This is a genomic window from Asaia sp. Ae19-3, assembly GCF_059801175.1.
This window is the reverse complement of sequence record NZ_JBCHWF010000001.1, coordinates 2,402,100-2,419,683: the sequence shown is the minus strand read 5'-3', so window position 1 is coordinate 2,419,683 and position 17,584 is coordinate 2,402,100. Positions and strand designations below refer to the sequence as shown.

The 17,584-nt window shown below is 58.6% G+C and carries 14 protein-coding genes and 1 tRNA gene; 8 read left to right on the top strand and 7 right to left on the bottom strand.

All coding sequences use genetic code 11. The annotated features are described in order from the left end of the window. Positions 1 to 13 precede the first annotated feature (13 nt). The 7 genes from AAID99_RS10505 to AAID99_RS10475 all read left to right on the top strand — a co-directional run bounded on the left by AAID99_RS10505 (position 14) and on the right by AAID99_RS10475 (position 7,945). Positions 14 to 949 (top strand): helix-turn-helix domain-containing protein, encoded by a 936-nt coding sequence (locus AAID99_RS10505; RefSeq protein WP_188425575.1) that lies wholly within the window; start codon positions 14 to 16, stop codon positions 947 to 949. A gap of 41 nt (positions 950 to 990) precedes the next feature. After that, entirely contained in the window at positions 991 to 3,351 is a 2,361-nt protein-coding gene (locus AAID99_RS10500) for a sensor histidine kinase NtrY-like (protein WP_188425576.1), read from the top strand. Positions 3,352 to 3,371: 20 nt separating this feature from the next. Further along, the gene (gene ntrX, locus AAID99_RS10495) at positions 3,372 to 4,757 is read left to right on the top strand and encodes a nitrogen assimilation response regulator NtrX (RefSeq protein ID WP_188425577.1); all 1,386 of its coding nucleotides are present in this window, start codon (positions 3,372 to 3,374) and stop codon (positions 4,755 to 4,757) included. A gap of 194 nt (positions 4,758 to 4,951) precedes the next feature. Continuing rightward, positions 4,952 to 5,176 (top strand): RNA chaperone Hfq, encoded by a 225-nt coding sequence (gene hfq / locus AAID99_RS10490; protein ID WP_498494293.1) that lies wholly within the window; start codon positions 4,952 to 4,954, stop codon positions 5,174 to 5,176. Positions 5,177 to 5,197: 21 nt separating this feature from the next. After that, a complete protein-coding gene (gene hflX / locus AAID99_RS10485; protein WP_188425579.1) occupies positions 5,198 to 6,508 on the top strand; it encodes a GTPase HflX in 1,311 nt (436 codons plus the stop codon). A gap of 86 nt (positions 6,509 to 6,594) precedes the next feature. Next, positions 6,595 to 7,446: an inositol monophosphatase family protein gene (locus AAID99_RS10480; RefSeq protein WP_188425580.1), complete on the top strand. Its 852-nt coding sequence runs from the start codon at positions 6,595 to 6,597 to the stop codon at positions 7,444 to 7,446. Positions 7,447 to 7,525: 79 nt separating this feature from the next. Continuing rightward, positions 7,526 to 7,945 (top strand): host attachment protein, encoded by a 420-nt coding sequence (locus tag AAID99_RS10475; RefSeq protein ID WP_188425581.1) that lies wholly within the window; start codon positions 7,526 to 7,528, stop codon positions 7,943 to 7,945. A 190-nt stretch (positions 7,946 to 8,135) separates the two neighbouring features. Here AAID99_RS10475 and AAID99_RS10470 read toward each other — a convergent pair whose 3' ends face one another. After that, entirely contained in the window at positions 8,136 to 9,428 is a 1,293-nt protein-coding gene (locus AAID99_RS10470) for a hypothetical protein (RefSeq protein WP_188425582.1), read from the bottom strand. 245 nt (positions 9,429 to 9,673) lie between these two features. Beyond that, on the bottom strand, positions 9,674 to 11,128 hold the full coding sequence (locus AAID99_RS10465) for a SulP family inorganic anion transporter (RefSeq protein WP_229719583.1): 1,455 nt from the start codon (positions 11,126 to 11,128) through the stop codon (positions 9,674 to 9,676). A gap of 282 nt (positions 11,129 to 11,410) precedes the next feature. Here AAID99_RS10465 and AAID99_RS10460 point away from each other — a divergent pair. Further along, positions 11,411 to 11,486, top strand: a tRNA-His gene (locus AAID99_RS10460). A 120-nt stretch (positions 11,487 to 11,606) separates the two neighbouring features. On the opposite strand, the gene AAID99_RS10455 is transcribed toward AAID99_RS10460, so the two are convergent. The 5 genes from AAID99_RS10455 to AAID99_RS10435 form a co-directional block, all read right to left on the bottom strand. After that, positions 11,607 to 13,049 (bottom strand): mannose-1-phosphate guanylyltransferase/mannose-6-phosphate isomerase, encoded by a 1,443-nt coding sequence (locus AAID99_RS10455; RefSeq protein WP_188425583.1) that lies wholly within the window; start codon positions 13,047 to 13,049, stop codon positions 11,607 to 11,609. 90 nt (positions 13,050 to 13,139) lie between these two features. Further along, positions 13,140 to 14,609: a phosphomannomutase gene (locus AAID99_RS10450; protein ID WP_498493805.1), complete on the bottom strand. Its 1,470-nt coding sequence runs from the start codon at positions 14,607 to 14,609 to the stop codon at positions 13,140 to 13,142. Positions 14,610 to 14,649: 40 nt separating this feature from the next. Beyond that, complete coding sequence (locus AAID99_RS10445) at positions 14,650 to 15,135, bottom strand: hypothetical protein (RefSeq protein WP_498493803.1); 486 nt, start codon at positions 15,133 to 15,135, stop codon at positions 14,650 to 14,652. Then, on the bottom strand, positions 15,132 to 16,031 hold the full coding sequence (locus AAID99_RS10440; RefSeq protein ID WP_498493802.1) for an SDR family oxidoreductase: 900 nt from the start codon (positions 16,029 to 16,031) through the stop codon (positions 15,132 to 15,134). The genes AAID99_RS10445 and AAID99_RS10440 overlap by 4 nt, the downstream gene beginning before the upstream one ends. A 2-nt stretch (positions 16,032 to 16,033) precedes the next feature. After that, on the bottom strand, positions 16,034 to 17,473 hold the full coding sequence (locus AAID99_RS10435; protein WP_498493801.1) for a hypothetical protein: 1,440 nt from the start codon (positions 17,471 to 17,473) through the stop codon (positions 16,034 to 16,036). Between the last annotated feature and the right edge of the window lie 111 nt (positions 17,474 to 17,584).

Here is a 17,584-nt window from a genome sequence, read left to right as displayed (position 1 = left end):
CCCCAGTCCGTTTGTGAGGGGCGCGCCGCTCGGTCAGGGCAGTGCCCCTGCCAGTCTCGGCTTCGATGGGCAGTCCGATTCCGTCAAGCAGTTGCGTGACGGGCTGGACAGCAGTCTTTCTGCTTTCGGGCTTCATGTGCTGACAGGCGAATCCGGCAGCGGCAGAACGCGCGCGGCGCGCTATCTCTGGACCCAGTCCGGCAGGAGTGGTCGCTTCGTTCCTGTGATCGACCGGCTTTCCTTCGAGGACGCTGTGTCGGATGCGACCACGGGCTGCCTTTTCATCAATGAAATCGGTCTGGCAGAACCCGGCTTGCAGGCGGCTCTGGTGCAGATGCTGCAGGGCACAGTCAGCTCAACACGCCCGGCCGTAATCTGCACAAGCTCCTGGTCCCCTGCGCGTCTGGTTCAGGATCGCCGCATGAGCGAGGCGTTGGGTGCTGTTCTGGCCCCGCATAATCTGTCGGTCCCTCCGCTGCGTGACAGGCGTGACGATCTGTCGACAGTATGCGCGGTATGGATGGGGCAAAACGGCAGCCAACTTGTTCTGCATGACGATTGCCTGCCCTGGCTGGCTCATCAGGACTGGCCTGGCAATTTCCGACAGATGCGGCAATTGCTGCATCATGCATGCCAGAGCGTGAAGGGTGATCTGCTTACCGCCTCGCTTCTGGCCGATATGCATCGTGTCGACACGACGCCCGATGCGGCGTCTTTTCAGGGGCTGATGGCGCGTTATCTGCCTTCCATGCTCGATCTTGAAACCGATACGCAGGGCACGCTTCATGCGCGTGTTCTGGCAGAGGTCGAGCGCCCTTTGTTCCGTCTGGTGCTGAAAGCAACCGATGGCAATCAGATCAGGGCGGCGGCTCTGCTCGGGATCAACCGCAACACGCTACGCAAACGTTTGCAGCTTCTTGGCATTGAAGTGGGCCGTTCTCGATCATGACAGGCAATGACGCGTCGCATCGCGCCTCCGATGAGGGACGCATGACTGAAGAAACTGATTCCGTGCCTGAGGACGGTTCTCTTGCAAAGCGATCGCTCCTTCGTCACGTGAGCCGTCTGAAAACCGCCATGGTGCTGACCTGTGCGGCGCTCGTGCTGCTGGTCACGACCTTTGTCGTTCTGGCGCGCGGGCTTTCCTTTGCCTATCGCCCGCAGATCGAGGCCGTTGTGTTTCTGCTCGATTTCATCGTGCTGCTCCTTCTGGGTACGGCCGTCATCATCCGGGTCGGGCGGATGCTGGCCGAGCGTCGCCGAGGGCTGGCGGGGGCGCGGCTTCATGTGCGGCTGATCACGCTCTTCGGCGTGGTGGCGGTGGCGCCTACCGTCGTGATCGGCGGTCTGGCGGCGCTGTTCTTCCATTTCGGTATCCAGATCTGGTTCTCGAACCGGGTCAATACCGCCCTTACCGAAGCGCGCGATGTGGCTGCAGGCTATCTGCAGGAGCATAACGACAATATTCGCACAGAGGCTTTTGCCCTGGCGAATATCATCATCACGGCCAATAACGACGAGATGTATCGCCATGGTGTGGATCTGATGCGTGATCCCACCCAGCTCGGGATGATGCTCGACGTCGAGGCGACCGAACGCGGGCTGAACGAGGCCGTGGTGTTCGATTCCTACACCAACAAGGTGGTCGCTTCAGGTGGTCTTGCGGCTCTGCAGGGCCAGCAGCTGGCTCTGCCCCCCAAGGATGCCACGACGCTGGCCCGCACCAATGATGTGGCCATTCTCGACAGTCCTGATGAGAAAACCGTGCGCGCTGTGGTGAATCTCGGGCCAAGCTCGGGTCTGATGCTTGTCATCACGAGGCCCGTGGATGCCAAGATTCTGGAGCATATGCGCCATACGGATGCGGTGGTTTCGGAATATCAGCGACTGAACGCTCACCGATCGGCCATCCAGATCAGCTTCGTGCTGATCTTTGCCATGCTCGGATTGCTGGTGTTGAGCATCGGCATGCTGACAGGGCTCGTTCTGGCCAAGCAGATCACCCAGCCTCTGGGTCTGCTCATTCTGGCGGCGCGACGCATCAGCGAGGGCGATCTCACGGTGCGTGTGCCTGAGGCGCGGGGCCGAGACGGACGAAAGGACGATGAGGTCGGCACGCTCTCTCGCGCCTTCAACCGCATGACGGATCAGCTTTCGACCCAGCGAACCGAGCTGATGGTGGCCTATGAGCAGATCGACGAGCGCCGTCGCTTTACCGAGACCGTTCTTTCCGGCGTGTCGGCAGGGGTGATCGGTCTGGATGCGGATCAGGTGGTCGAACTGCCCAACCGTGCGGCGTCCCGTCTTCTGCAGCGCGACCTCGATCTGTGCATCGGTCAGCCCCTGAGTGTCATGGTACCCGAGTTTGTCGGGATGCTTGATCGGGCGCGGGCCGAGCCGGGTCAGGCGCATACGGCAGAGATCCAGATCGATGCGCCGGAAAAAAGCGTGACCCTGGGTGATGGTCCAAGTGTCGGCAGTGCCGGGCGTACGTTGCTCGTGCGCGCAGTGGCCGAGCAGCGCAGCGACGAATCGACCGGCTATGTGGTGACGTTTGACGATATCACGGCTCTGCTTTCTGCACAGAGAAAGGCAGCCTGGGCTGATGTGGCGCGCCGTATTGCCCATGAGATCAAGAATCCGCTGACCCCCATCCAGCTTTCGGCCGAACGGCTGAAGCGTCGTTTCATGCGCGAGATCAGCTCCGACCCCGAGACGTTCGGGCAGTGTGTTGATACGATCGTTCGTCATGTGGGCGATATCGGCCGAATGGTTGATGAGTTCTCGTCTTTCGCCCGTATGCCGCAGCCTGTGCTCAAGGATGAGGATCTGGTGCGTCTGGTGCGCGAGGCGCTGGTGTTGCAGCGCAATGCCCATCCTGAAATTATCTACGATACGGCGTCCCTGCCGCCTCAAGGGCCGATTGTACGCTGTGACCGGCGTCTGGTTGGGCAGGCGCTTACCAATCTGCTGCAGAACGCGGCCGATGCCATCGCCATGGTGGTGCCGGATCATGAAGTCGATTCAGAGGGACATGGGGGTGACGCGGGGGCGACAGTGGGGCGTATCAGGGTCTCTCTGGCGGTGAACGGGGTGGAAGCGGCTGTTCAGGTGACAGATGATGGCATTGGTTTGCCTTCAGTTGACCGCCACCGCTTGACGGAACCGTATATCACGCACAAACCGAAAGGAACGGGACTCGGGCTCGCGATCGTCAAGAAGATCATGGAGGATCACGCAGGTGGGATCAGACTGGAGGACCGAACGGACGGGCGCGGTACCGTCTCGACGCTCACCCTGCCGGTGCGTGATCAGGGTCCCGAACCAGGTGAAGCGCGCAAGGAGCAATGAACGTCTGATGGGGGATGCGCATGGAGCATGAAATCCTGATCGTCGATGACGAGCCGGATATCCGGCTTCTCATTGAGGGACTCCTTCGCGATGAAGGCTATGAAACGCGCGTAGCGGCGAATTCGGATCAGGCTCTGGCAGCGTTCCGGGCGCGCCGTCCGTCGCTGGTTATTCTCGATATCTGGCTTCAGGGGTCGCGTCTGGACGGGATCGACCTGCTCAAGACGCTCAAGGCCGAAGAGCCGGGTCTGCCTGTCGTGATGATTTCGGGTCATGGCACCATCGAGACGGCGGTTTCGAGCCTGCAGCATGGCGCCTATGACTTCATCGAAAAGCCGTTCCAGACCGACAGATTGATCCTGGTGGTCCAGCGTGCGCTTCAGGCGGCGCGTCTCGAGCGCGAGAATGCCGAGCTGCGGTTGCGCTCGGGCAATGAGACCATGCTTTTCGGTGAAGGCCCCGGCATCAGTGCCGTGCGTGGCCAGATCGACCGGGTGGCCCCTACCAACTCGCGCGTGCTGATTACCGGCCCGGCTGGCTCGGGCAAGGAAATTGCCGCGCGGATGCTTCATTCGCGTTCACGTCGCGGGTCGGGTCCGTTCATTGCCCTCAACTGTGCAACGCTCGCGCCCAATCGCTTCGAGGAAGAGCTTTTCGGTATCGAAGGCCAGGCCGACGGCACGATGCGCCGCACCGGCGTGCTGGAGCGTGCTCATAAGGGGACGCTGCTTCTCGATGAAGTGGCTGACATGCCACTCGAGACCCAGGGCAAGATCGTCAGGGCGTTGCAGGATCAGACATTCGAACGTCTGGGTGGTGCGGCACGGGTCAAGGTGGATGTGCGCGTTATTGCCACGACCAATCGCGACCTTCAGGGCGAGATCACTCTCGGGCGTTTTCGTGAGGATCTCTATTACCGCCTTGCGGTGGTGCCGCTGCGTCTGCCCTCACTGCGCGAGCGTCGCGAGGACATTCCGGCCCTGGCGCAGCATTTTCTGCAACGCTATGCCGAGAATGCCGGTCTTGCGCCGCGTGAACTGTCGGTGGATGCGCTGGCAGCGCTGCAATCCTATGAATGGCCGGGCAATATCAGAGAGCTGCGCAATCTGATGGAACGTCTGCTCATCATGATGCCGAACGGCCAGGATCTGATTCGCGCAGACATGTTGCCCAGCACTGTGAGCCAGGGGGCGCCGTCGATGACCCGTCTCGATGCGGGGGCTGATGTCATGGCACTGCCGCTGCGCGAGGCGCGCGATCTGTTTGAAACCCAATATCTGCAGGTGCAGCTTTTGCGTTTCGGTGGCAATATCAGCCGCACGGCGAATTTTGTCGGCATGGAGCGCAGTGCCCTGCATCGCAAGCTGAAGCAGCTGGGTGTGACGCCAGAAGATAGGACCCTGTGAGTCTGGAAACCAGATTTCAATGAAGATAAGATAAGGACACAAATCCAGAGCAGCGTTTGTGACGTTGATCTCTGACCCCCGAAAATGGGGCCCGTCTCATATACCTGATAAAAAGAAGAGCAACATTGGCCAGAGCTAATCCCAACCCGACCCCGAACGCCGCCCCCTTTACCGAATTTAACCAGGGCGAAACTGTGCAGGATGTCTTCCTGCAGCACCCCCAGCAGAACGGCCTGCCCGTGACCGTGTTTCTGGTCAATGGTGTGAAGCTGCAGGGTGTGATCCCGCGCTTCGATCATGAGACGATCATTCTGCGTCGCGACGGTCATACGCAGCTTGTCTACAAGCATGCCGTCAGCACGATCATGCCCGTCGCTCCCCTGTCGCTGTTCGCGCAGGATGGCGAGATCGAGCTGTAAGGGCAGGAGTTTTTCCAGAACGTGTCAGTAACTACCAGTACGACACCTCCCGCGACACGCGCCGCGGTTGTTCTCCCATGGGAGCGCCCGACACCGAATGACGAGTTCCGCGCTGCGGAAGCCCGTCTGGAAGAGGCTGTCGGGCTCGCCTCCTCGATCGGTCTTGTAGTTGTCAGGCAGGCTGTACTTGCCATCAGGGCTGTGCGCCCGGCCACCCTGTTCGGCAAGGGACAGGTAGAGCAGCTTGCCGAGATGGTGGAAGAGAACGACGTCAAGGTCGTGATCGTTGATGCCAAGCTTTCGCCGGGCCAGCAGCGCAATCTCGAAAAGGCGATGAACTGCAAGGTTCTCGACCGTACAGGCCTCATTCTTGATATCTTCGGTGCCCGTGCTGCGACGCGCGAAGGCGTGTTGCAGGTCGAGCTTGCCCATCTCGAATATCAGCGATCGCGTCTTGTCCGGCTCTGGACCCATCTGGAACGCCAGCGAGGTGGCTTTGGCTTTCTTGGCGGTCCCGGTGAAACCCAGATCGAGGCCGATCGCCGCATGATCGACGAGCGGCTTGTGCGTCTGCGCAAGGATCTCGATCAGGTGCGTCGTACGCGCGGGCTGCATCGTTCGGCGCGCAAGAAGGTACCGTTCCCCGTCGTTGCGCTGGTAGGCTATACCAATGCCGGCAAGTCGACGCTTTTCAATGCACTGACCGGTTCGGCCGTGCATGCGCAGGATCAGCTTTTTGCAACCCTTGATCCGACCATGCGCGGGCTTCGCCTGCCTTCGGGCCGACGGGTCATCCTGTCGGATACGGTGGGCTTCATCAGCGAATTGCCGACCGAACTCGTTGCAGCTTTTCGGGCCACGCTCGAAGAGGTGGCCGAGGCCGATATCATCCTCCATGTACGTGATGTGGCGCATCCTGACAGTGCCGCCCAGCGTGCAGACGTGATCAATGTGCTGGATGGCATGGTGCGCGATGGGATGCTGGATGAGAACTGGCCCCAGCGTACCATCGAGGTGCTGAACAAGGCCGACCTCATGGGTGGGATAGAGGCAGTGCCCCGTCATCCGGGCTGCGTCGCTATCTCGGCGATCACGGGCGAGGGGTTGCCCAATCTCTATTCGCAGCTCGATCAGCATATGACCGCGTCGATGGTTCTGACGCGCATTCGTCTTGAGATTACCAATGGTGCAGCGCTTGCCTGGCTGTATGAGCATGGTGAAGTGCTTGAGCGGCTGGATCAGGAGACCGAGATCACGCTCGATGTCCGGCTTTTCGAGCAGGACCGGTCACGCTTTGGCCAGATCTACCCGGATTGCCTTGTATCTGCCTGAAATCGTCTCGATACTGGTCACACGAAGGGCGCTCGGAATGAGGGCCCTTCATGGGGAGGGCAGACGGATTGAAGGCTGAGGACATCATGATGACGGCGCGCCCCTCGGTTGCGACCCGTGCGCTTCTCGAAGATATTTCCCTGATCGCCCGTGAGGCGGCATCCCGCATCATCATGCCGCGTTTCGGACGGCTGGCAGAAAGGGATATCCGAACCAAGACGTCGCCTTCCGATCTGGTGACGGTGGCTGATGTTCTGGCTGAAGAATATATCACCGACCGGTTGAAGCTCCTGCTTCCCGAGGCGCTGCTGATTGGTGAGGAGCGGTGCAGCCAGTATCCGTCCTTGATCGACCAGGCCGCCAAAGCCGAGCTGTCTGTCACCATCGACCCTATCGACGGTACGGCCAATTACGCGGCCGGTCTGCCTGCGTTCGGTGTCATGATGGCGGTGCTTGAGAGGGGCATCCCGGTGGCCAGTGTTATTCTCGATCCGGTCACGCAATCGGCGTCTCTTGCCCTGAAAAATGAAGGCGCATGGTCAGAGGACGAGACAGGGCATGTCATGCCCCTGCATGTGGCGGCGCCTTTTCATCGCATCGAGGAAATTACAGGCAAGATAGCCTGGCGCACCCTGCCGGTGAACGACACGGCACTGGCCGATCACAATCTGCGTGCCATGACCGGACTCTGGGATCTGCGCTGCGCGGCTCATGAATATCGTCTGGTTGCGTCAGGCCATGGCCATGTACTGGCCTATAGCCGCACCTGCCTGTGGGATCATTGTCCTGGCTGGCTCCTGCTGCACGAAGCCGGAGGGTACGGCGCGCGTCTCAATGGCGCGACCTATCACGCCGCCATTCCAGGGCGTGGTCTGCTTTACGCGCCAGACAGGCAGAACTGGCAAATGGTTCATGATGCACTGGTGCTGTCTTTGTGATGCACTCTCAAATATCCGTGTAAGCAGAAACGGCTTTTACTCTCCAGCGTTCTTTATTCAGGAACATAGGAGAGGTTTTATGGCCGTTCAGGACCCAGTACTTTATGCAGTATGCGATGGTGAGAAAGCCCGCTTTCTGCGCTATGATGGCCAGCAGATGCGTACGATCCAGCGTTTCGGTGCCCATGACAAGGCAACCGATGCAGCAGGTGATGTCGCCTCCATCAAGGAACCCCGCTCGGATCCCAAGGTTCAGGTAAAAGAGCGTTTCGCCCGACTGATCGCCGATGAGATCGAAGCCACGCTCAACGCCAATGCTGCGCTCGAAGGTCTGGTTCTCGCTGCGGCACCGCATGTGCTGCACGATATTCGCGAGCATCTGTCCAAGGCGACAAGCAAAAAGCTGATCAAGAGCGAAAGCAAGGACCTGACCAATATCCCGGATCAGGATCTGCTTGCTCACTTCGACCGCCCTGCGACGGGTTGGCCGAAACCCTGACGTTATTCCGGGCAGGATGCAACGTGGTCTCTTGCGGGAGCATGCGTCCTGTCTGGGCGTCCGCCCTAAGTGTACAGGGTCTCCAGAGGGACAGTCCAGAGACAAGGCCCCTTCTAGGAGACTATTAAAGCACGATTCCTTGCGCGTGCATCGCGCTACTGGTCGCGATCAGAGCAAGATAAGGGGCTTTTCAGACGACGACGAAACGCTCCCATGTATTTTCGGTATCGGTCCAGAATGCTATGGACCCGCCGTGCACGGAGGTAACCAGTTTCTGGCCGAGTCTGATCGTGTAATGGGCTCCCTGCGACTGGAAAATCAGGGTCCCGGGTCTCACTTGTCCTGTAGGGACAAAGTCAATGGTTTCTCCTGTTGCGACCAGCATGAAGCGTTCTCCCAATATCGTCACGCAGGCGAGAGAATTCTCTCCCGGATAAACCGGCAGTAAGCGTGAAGCGCGTACGGTGAGGCGTTCGACGGTGAGGCGTTTTTCTACGGGATCGTAGTACAGGACCCGTTCATGAAAATCGAGGCAAAGTGGTCCGGTGATGTTGTTGGTCGCGAGTACCTCATCGAAGGATATGCCAGGCCCTTGAGTGGCAAGGTGCATCATGAGCTTACGCTTGAGCCGCACAGCAAGAGCGTGATCGCCGCGCAATGCAACCTGATAGATGATCCCGGTGACGAATCCAGTATGGGCGAAGATAAACATCCTGTTCTTCATCGCGTCGATCTGGTCGGAAATCAGGGTCAGGGCGACGAGCCTCGCATGGCGCGATGAGGCCAGAAAAAGCCGATTTCTCAGATTGGCTGGGTTGCGTCGACGCTGAATACTGACCTCGCGCCTGACAAGGGTGGGCTGACCGCTTGCGAGGGCTTCGATGATAGATGAGATGGACTTGGAGCCAGAGACGCTCTCATAAACGACGTGTCCGCTATAGAAAGTGGGCACATGGACAATATCCGGGCTAACGTTATGCAGTAGATGCGTATGATAGGCGTCGACCCTTTCTTTAGGATCTGAGAGAAGAAAGGAGCGTCCTCCGATATCTTCCGGCTTGATGGACATATTGACCATCTTGTCCGTCAGGTATTTTCCGTAATCTTTCGTAATATCGCATTCATCGGGGTGAATGGAAAATTTTGGCGATAGCGCCATGACGTAGTCGGCGGAGAGCCTTCTGGAAAACTTGAGCGCAGCATACCCCCCCATGGACTGTCCTAACACCAGACGGACTCTATCGGGGCCGATTAATTGATCGACTACTTTGATCGCCTCGTCCATCTCGTCGCTGAGAAACCAGTTTGGTTTCTTCGTTGCGAACCCGATGACATCGAGATCTCTAATGCGGGCGACATGTTTAAGCAAGAAGGTGTCTCTCGCGACACACTCGTAGTTAATGCCGATGAAAGTAATGATCGTGTAGGCGGAGTTTCCTTTGTGATGATGAAGTACAATCTCATCCCCTTCGTACACAATCATTTTCAGCATCCTGTTCTGATTTTTGGACACTAATAACGTCATTATTTGCTGTGAAGAACGATAAAATTGCTACTTTGTGTTGCGTGATTTAGACAATATTTTATTGCTTTCTAATCAGGCAAAGAGGAAGGCGACGATTTTTTTGTCATGAGGCGGGTTGGCGATCGCCATAGTAACGGCAGTCTCTGTCCAGACTGAAGCGTTTGTCCCGCCCGGGTGTTTCTCAGGCGGGACCGCAAGAGGTCCTACATCGACAGCAGAGGCTCGTCGGATTGTTCGGCAATCAGACCGTGGCGGCGGCTATGCAGCCCTTCAACACGGACGTCGATGGATCGCCCCTGTAATTTGCCAACGATCTTTTCAAGTATATCGACCGAAGTGATGTCCCAGAACGTCGCATCGGCCACATTGATCTCGACAGACTTCGCCTTGGTCTGAAAATCAACAGCGTCATAGAGCATGTCAGCCGACGCGAAGAACACTTGGCCATGTACCGTATAGACATCCACCTCTTCACCCTTGTGGGTCTCAATGCGGAGCATGCCCATTGCCCGCCAGGCAAAGAACACACCACTCAGAAGAACGCCGACAGCCACGCCAGCTGCCAGATCATGGGTTGTCACTGTCACGATTACGGTCACGATCATGACGAGGCTCGACAATTTCGGGTGACGCATAACGTCTCGCAGCGACCCCCAGGCAAAGGTGCTGACCGATACCATGATCATGATGGCGACGAGGGCCGCCATGGGCACCTTGGCGACGTAGTCATGCAGAAGCACCATCAGGGCCAGAAGGAACGCACCTGCCGTAAAGGTGGAGAGGCGCCCGCGTCCGCCATAACGCAGATTGCCAACGGTCTGGCCGATCATGCCGCAACCTGCAATGCCGCCGAACAGCCCCACGGCGATGTTCGAAATGCCCAGACCCGTGCATTCCATGCGTGGTTCGCCATGCGTGTCAGTATGGTCGTCCACCACACCGGCGGTCATGAGAGATTCAAGCAATCCGACAGCGGCCATCGCCAGCGCATAGGGCATGACGATTTCGAAGGTTTCGAGCGTGAATGGCACATGCGGGAAAATGAGCGAGGGCAGGCCATTGGGGAGTGCACCGAGATCGGCCACCGTGTGAACGGGCATGGGATGCCAAATTGTGATCAGGGTTAGCACGACGATACAGATCAGCGGCGAAGGAATGGCCGTGGTCAGGCGCGGCAGCAGATAGATGATGGCGAGGCCCAGGGCGATCAGGGCATAGGTATGCCAGGTGACATGCAGCATTTGCGGCACCTGTGCCGAAAAGATCATGATGGCCAGGGCGTTGACGAAGCCCGTCTGCACCTCTTTCGACACGAACCGCATCAGCACATGCAGACGCAGCAATCCGAAGACGATCTGCATCGCCCCCGCAATAAGCGTTGCCAGAAACATGTACTGGATGCCGTGATGATGCACGAGGGCGGCCGCAACGAGGGCGACCGACCCGGCGGCTCCAGAGATCATGCCCGGTCTGCCGCCCGTGATGGCGATCGCCACACTGATGACAAAAGAGGCGTAGAGCGAAACGGCCGGAGAAACGCCTGCGATATAGGAAAAGGCAATGACTTCAGGAATGAGCGCAAACGTGCCCACCATGCCAGCCAGCACCTCACGCAGCGGGCTGAAAGCCCACTGTGCGCGATAGGTCGAGAGGTTCAAGAGACGACTCCTTCGGATGAAAAACGATCAGATTTTTTCGTCGTATTCCGGCCCGACGCGGCAATGGCGTCGCAAAGGTAGAAAGAGCCGTAACGGTTCGCAAGGGGGAAGCTGACGGAAAGCGTATAATCCGGCGCCGTTTGTCGGGAGGGCCCGGTCTATCCCTGTCCTGAAAGGATGTGACGGACGTGTCGTGCGAAACCGGTCAGGGCTGAAAAAAGAATTTCGATAAAGGGGCTAGACGCCTGCCCCGCATTTCTTTACATCGGGCATCGCTGTGTGGCGGATGTAGCTCAGTTGGTAGAGCGCCGGTTTGTGGTACCGGTGGTCGCGGGTTCGAGTCCCGTCATTCGCCCCAGCATTTCCTATAAAATTAGGTTTCACAAGAGACGCATCCCGGTATGCGCCTTGTATCCTGCCCTTCATGTGCTGGGGCAGGATCTTCCGATTTTCTGCGCTCTGGTCGTTTTCGCTGCGGTTACTTCCGGGCGTAAACATCATCGAGGCGGATGATATCGTCTTCGCCCAGATACGGACCGGACTGTACCTCGATCAGGGTCAGGGCGATCTTGCCCGGATTGGCCAGACGGTGGGTGCAGCCTAGAGGCAGATAGACACTCTCGTTTTCCCGCACGATCAGTTCTTCGCCATCGCGCGTGACCACAGCAGTTCCTGCCACTACCACCCAATGTTCCGAGCGATGAAAATGCTTCTGCAGCGAGAGCACCTCGCCCGGATCGACATGGATACGCTTGACCTGAAAACGGTCACCACGGATCAGGCTCTCGTAAAAGCCCCAGGGGCGATACATGCGGTTATGGCTGGTGGCTTCAGGACAATTTGCATCGGTCAGGCGTGTGACTATTTTCTTGACGTCCTGGGCGCGATCACGATGCGAGACCATTACGGCATCCTCTGTCACGACCACGATGAGCTCATCCACGCCCATGACCGCGGTGACAATACCATCCGAGCGGACATAGCAATTGCGGGTATCCTCCAGAAAGACGTTACCAGCGGCGACATTCCCGCTTGTGTCCTTGCTGCTGATTTCCCAAAGGGCATCCCAGCTGCCGATATCCGACCAGCCAAAGCGCGCGGGGACGACGACCGCGCATTGCGTGCGTTCCGCTACAGCGTAATCGATTGAGATATCGGGTGATTTATCGAACACCTCGGGAGCGAGGCGTTCGAAGTCGAGATCGGTCTGACGCTGGGCAACCGCCTGTCCGACACAGCTATGAATCTCAGGCTCGAATGTCTCGATTTCGCGCAAAAGGACATCGGCGCGGGCAACAAACATTCCCGAATTCCAGGAGTAACGTTCGTTTTGGACGAGTGCCGTCGCCTGCGCCAGATTGGGTTTTTCCATGAAGCGGGCAATGTGAAAGGCACCCTCCACAGTCGAGAGGGCCTCACCCCGCTCTATATAGCCATAGCCTGTTTCCGGCTTGTTCGGCTGTATGCCGAATGTCGCGATATAGCCTTGCGACGCCGCGGCGACAGCAATGTCGAGTGTCGCATATAGAGCTGCAAGATCGGTGATGGCCGCATCGGCAGCCATCACCCATAAAATGGCCTCAGGGTATCGTTCGGCAATCAGGAAAGCCGCCGCCGCGATGGCGGGTGCAGAATTGCGCGCCGAGGGTTCCAGCAGAATACAGGCGTCGTCGATGCCAATAGCCCGCAACTGTTCGGCGATGATGAAGCGATGAGACGCATTGCAGACGATAACGGGCTGGCCGAGCCCTGCTTTCTCCCCGCGCAGGGCCGTCTCCTGAAGCAGGGTCTTGTCAGTGAGAAGAGGCCAGAACTGCTTCGGAAAGCTGCTGCGGGAGACGGGCCAGAGGCGACTGCCAGAACCGCCGGACAGGATCACCGGAATGATGAGAGGCTGTTGGGATCTGGTAAGAGACGGCAAGAGCTTGTTCCGTATCGCGATGCCCTTGCGGGCGTCTGATGAATGGAGAAGGGATGGCTGGAAGCGAAGGGCTGGAAAACCGGTTTTAGTTTAATCACGCCATGGGGCAGCCAGAGCAAGCCCCATCTGCAGAAGTTGCCCGGCGACATCTTCATTTCCCGCCTCGGCATAGACACGCAATTCGGGAGCATTGCCCGAGGGGCGGAAATGGACAACGGCATTGTTTTCAAAAATCAGGCGCAGCCCATCAGTCTCATCAAGGCGGCTTAGGGGGCCGCATGAGGCGCTGAAAGGCATGAGGGATCCTGTTGCGATCGTTTCTTCGCGCAATCTGGCGATCCCGGTCAGGCTGCGGGTGCTGGCAAGCGGCGCCAGTCTGTCACTCACGGTGAAACGTGGGGGTAGAGTGTCGAGAAGAGCCGTCAGATCATCGCCGCAGCCTCGTGCGGCCACAAGTGCGCAGAGCATTGGCAGAACGGCATCGCGCGTTGGCAAGGCCTCAAGCGAGCGCCCCTGCAATGCGACCGGAGTTGCCAGAAGAAAACCGCCATTGGCCTCATAACCGACCGACGGGGCGATGCCCTTCTGCGCCGCTTCTGTCATGGCCTGCACGACATAGGGTGAGCCGATCCGTGTGCGAGAGATCTCCTCTGCGAAACCCGTCTGTTCGAGCGCGGTATTGCTGTTGACTGGCGTTGCAACGGCTCTTGCCTGCAGAAAACGCGCCGCCAGAATGCCAAGCACGTCCCCACGAAGCCAGATGCCATGACGATCAGCCAGAAGGGGGCGGTCGGAATCGCCATCTGTCGTCAGAAGCGCGTCGAATTCATGTTTCAGTGCCCAATGTCGGGCCTGAGCCCGGTCCTCCTGACGCACGGCTTCGGTATCGACGGGAACGAAGCATTCGGAGCGCCCGAGTCTGATCACCTGGGCGCCGAGAGATTCGAGCACAGAGACCAGCAGGTCGCGGCCGACGGCCGAATGCTGATAGACGGCAAGTTTCAGTCCGTGGAGCGCCTTGCTGCCGAAGAAATCTGCATAACGTGCGCAATAGGTGCTGAGAACGTCGATCGGCTCGGGCAATGGATCATTGTCGATCAACATGCCCGTATTATCGAACCGGCCTTCGGGCAGGGTTACCTGCTGAACGCGCATGCCGGCTTCGTCTTCCTTGAGAAATTCGCCTCCGGCCCGGTTGAACTTGATGCCATTGCGGTCTGACGGGATATGGCTACCCGTCACCATCAATGAGGGGATGGATCGGCCATAGGCGTAAAGACACAGGGCGGGCGTAGGCACAAAACCGCAAAAGATCGGTACACCGCCTGCGTGATGTATGGCTGCGGCACAAGCGCGAAGAATGCGCGGTGTGCTTGGGCGCAGATCGCCAGCGAGGGCCACTGGACTTCCCGCACCGAATTCTCCGCAGGATTCAAGATGGCGCAAATAGCCCAGCGTATAGGCAAAACACACGGCGTCGCTCATGGCGGAAACCAGACCGCGCGCGCCACTTGTGCCAAAACCCACGCCGGAGCGGGTCATCCATTCAGCAATTGTCATCGCGGCCGGGGGCTCGTTCAGACTCCCGACCGCCATATGTTCAGACACGTCCATAACCGAAACTGTCGCGCGCGCGGGGGGCGAGGCGGCAGCAGAGCCAGCCGCTCTCGCCCATATCGGGTGTGTTCTGATCTGTGGCCGGGGTCAGATAGCCATTGGGCAGCAGCACGTAATGGGTGATGTGCAATTCGGGCCCCTTGAGGAACACGTTACGCCAGATCTTGCCGTCGACCGTGTATTCCTTGAGCGTCCAGGTGCCATCGAGCGTGTCGGAGCGGTTGAACATCATGTCTTCAGCCCAGAAGGACTGACGATGCAGCCGATAGCTGCCTGAACTGGCTGTCGGAGCCCCATCCAGAACCAGTTCGATCGAGATATTGCCCTGTGGCGTGGGGAGGGGGTTGAACCCGTACCAGTCACCAAAGACCGGGCCTGTCGGATCGGTGCAGCCCGCAAGCGTGCCGAGCGCGGCAAGGACAAGAGCAAGGCTGCCGAGGCGCGACAGGGATTTGAGCGGGCGGGTCATGGGCGTATTCCTGCGGGCAGGGAGGAGGCTTCGGTCGGTTGTCCAAAAAGAAGAGCGAGCCCGTCTTTCAGGGGAAGAGGTGTAAATCCGAGGCGGTCTTGCATAGGCTGTATCGAAAATGCCTTGTCTTCAAGCAGACGTCTCACTTCCGCGCGTTCAATCGACGGAAATCCGGGTAGTTTCTTGGTCAGAGGGACCAGAAATTCCAGTATGGCAGCTGGTACCGGCAGAAACAGGCGCTTGCCAAGGCCTGCAGTTGCAAGAATGGCCTCGACGAGCGCGCGGTAGGTCATGGGCTCAGGCCCGGCGATGACAAGTGCTTCCGGTGCGTTGAGGTGGCCTGATCTGGCCAGATCAAGGGCTGTCACAATCGAACGGATAACGTCACCCTGATAAATTGGCTGGATCAGCGAGCGACCGCCATTGGGTAGGGGGACAAGTGGCAGATAGCGCAGCAGGGCGACAAGACGCTGCACGTTGTTCTCGCCCTGTGGTCCATAGATCATGGTCGGATGCAGGATCATGCCGGGGCGTCCCGATTCCATCAGCGCGCGTTCCCCTGCCAGAACGCCATTGCCATGCCAGTCGGGCCATCGCGTGAATTTGCGCGTGCTGCCGATCGCGACCAGGCAGGAATTATTGGGAGACGCTGCCAGAATGGCCGGAATGAAGCTTGCATGAGCGGTCGAGACCACACGCTTTGCATCCCAAAGGGCGGCCAAGAGGCTGTCGGCGTTTTCAAGATCGGCCTGGCGGCCCTGCTCACGCAGATCGGACGGCAGGCGATCCGGATGGCGGACGACAGGGATAACGGTCTCGCCTCGCTCTCTGAGAGCATGGCAGAGGGCCGCCCCCATGCGACCAGCCGCGCCGATGAGATGGACCGGAGAAGCCATGCTTATTTCATGCTCGATGTCAGGACCGGCGGGGCCAGCCAACGCTGTGCCATGGTCGGGTCGGCGGAAAACTGTGCCGAGAGCGCCTTGATCGCGGTGACGTCGATCGGTTCCGGCGGATGAAAGGAGACCGTCAGGCTATGCCCGGACGGCGCGAGCACAAAGGCGGGCAAGGCATCAAGACCGGGTGCCTTCTGGGCCATAAGAGCCAGTGGCAGGGCGAATGTACTTTTGAGTTCAGCGATGGATTGGCCGCGTAACGCAGCAATGCGCCCGAACAGATCATCGAGATTGGAGGCATCGTCGCGATAGGTAAGGCTCATGGAGATCAGCGTCGGCCCATGCTTCGGATCGGGCGTTACGACGTTGGCGAGTTCCATGGTGGCTTCATAATCGAAGGATTTCGGTGTCGTACCCCTCATTGAAATGACACTTACATTGGTTTTGGTATCAGTTGTGGCGCTCTGCGTCAGAGTCTCGATGTGGATGCCATCAGGCATAAAAGGAGCCAGGGCATAGGGCTTGCTGAACTGGATCGTAGTATTGTTGAGCGTCCCTTCGCCAAGACGCTTGTCCCCCTCTTTCCACTGTCGCGACAGAAGCTTTTCGTACTGGAGACGCATACCCAGCAGAGCAATGCCGATATTCCTTGCCTCCGATTTGCTGGGAACTTCAGAAAGATCTCCTTGCGCCTTGAGGGCAGATAAAGACTTTGCCTCACCGGATATGTCTGATGGTACCCATTGTTCCACCAGAGCAACGGCGCGGGCATAGCGGATGCCGCTCTCGCGCAGATCGCCGATATCCAGAGCCAGGGGCCCCGTGGGTATTTTTGTCAGCGCACTAAGCCGTTGCGCCGGAAGGCTGTCTTCGGCGCATACAGCGTGGGCTTCGTGAACCATCCCGGAATTGCCATCATCATGGCCATAATTATCGACTGCCGCATTGGCGAGATTCAGGGCGCAGTGATCGGGTGTGCCGAGAGCGACGTCGCGAATCTGCCCGTGGTGGAAGTGGATTTGTGAAAGAGGCGGTAAGTCACTGACATCATGTTTCTCCCGGCTTACGGGGGGCAGAAGCAGCTTGTTGAGCGTGAGTTCGCCGATCCTGCCGCTTACCGGCCCGCTGAGCGTGATGCCTTCTGCGTGGATTTTCGAAAAGCTCAGCCCTGTCGTCAGATATCCGCTGGGATTGTTGACCGTCAGCACATGCGCCGTGAGAGTCGTGCCACCCCGAATGAAGCGGGCATTCTCGAAACCGGCACCTCGTGCAAGGAAGCGTGGATAGGCGTGATCATATTCGAACCGGGCATCCGGGGGCAGGTTGGCCCTGAAGCTGGCGAGCGCGCGTTGCAGTTCGGCGCTGGATTCGTGACGCACGCCGATTGTGCCCAATCCGACAAGCACGAGGCAAAGGCCCGCGGCCAGTAAAGGTCTTTTCACGTCAGATCATCCCCACAAATACCGCTTCGACAGACAGCGTGCATGTTAGTCCGGCTTTGCAACAGGAACAATCTCGTGACTTTTTTATGCGGTATCATGATACCGATAACA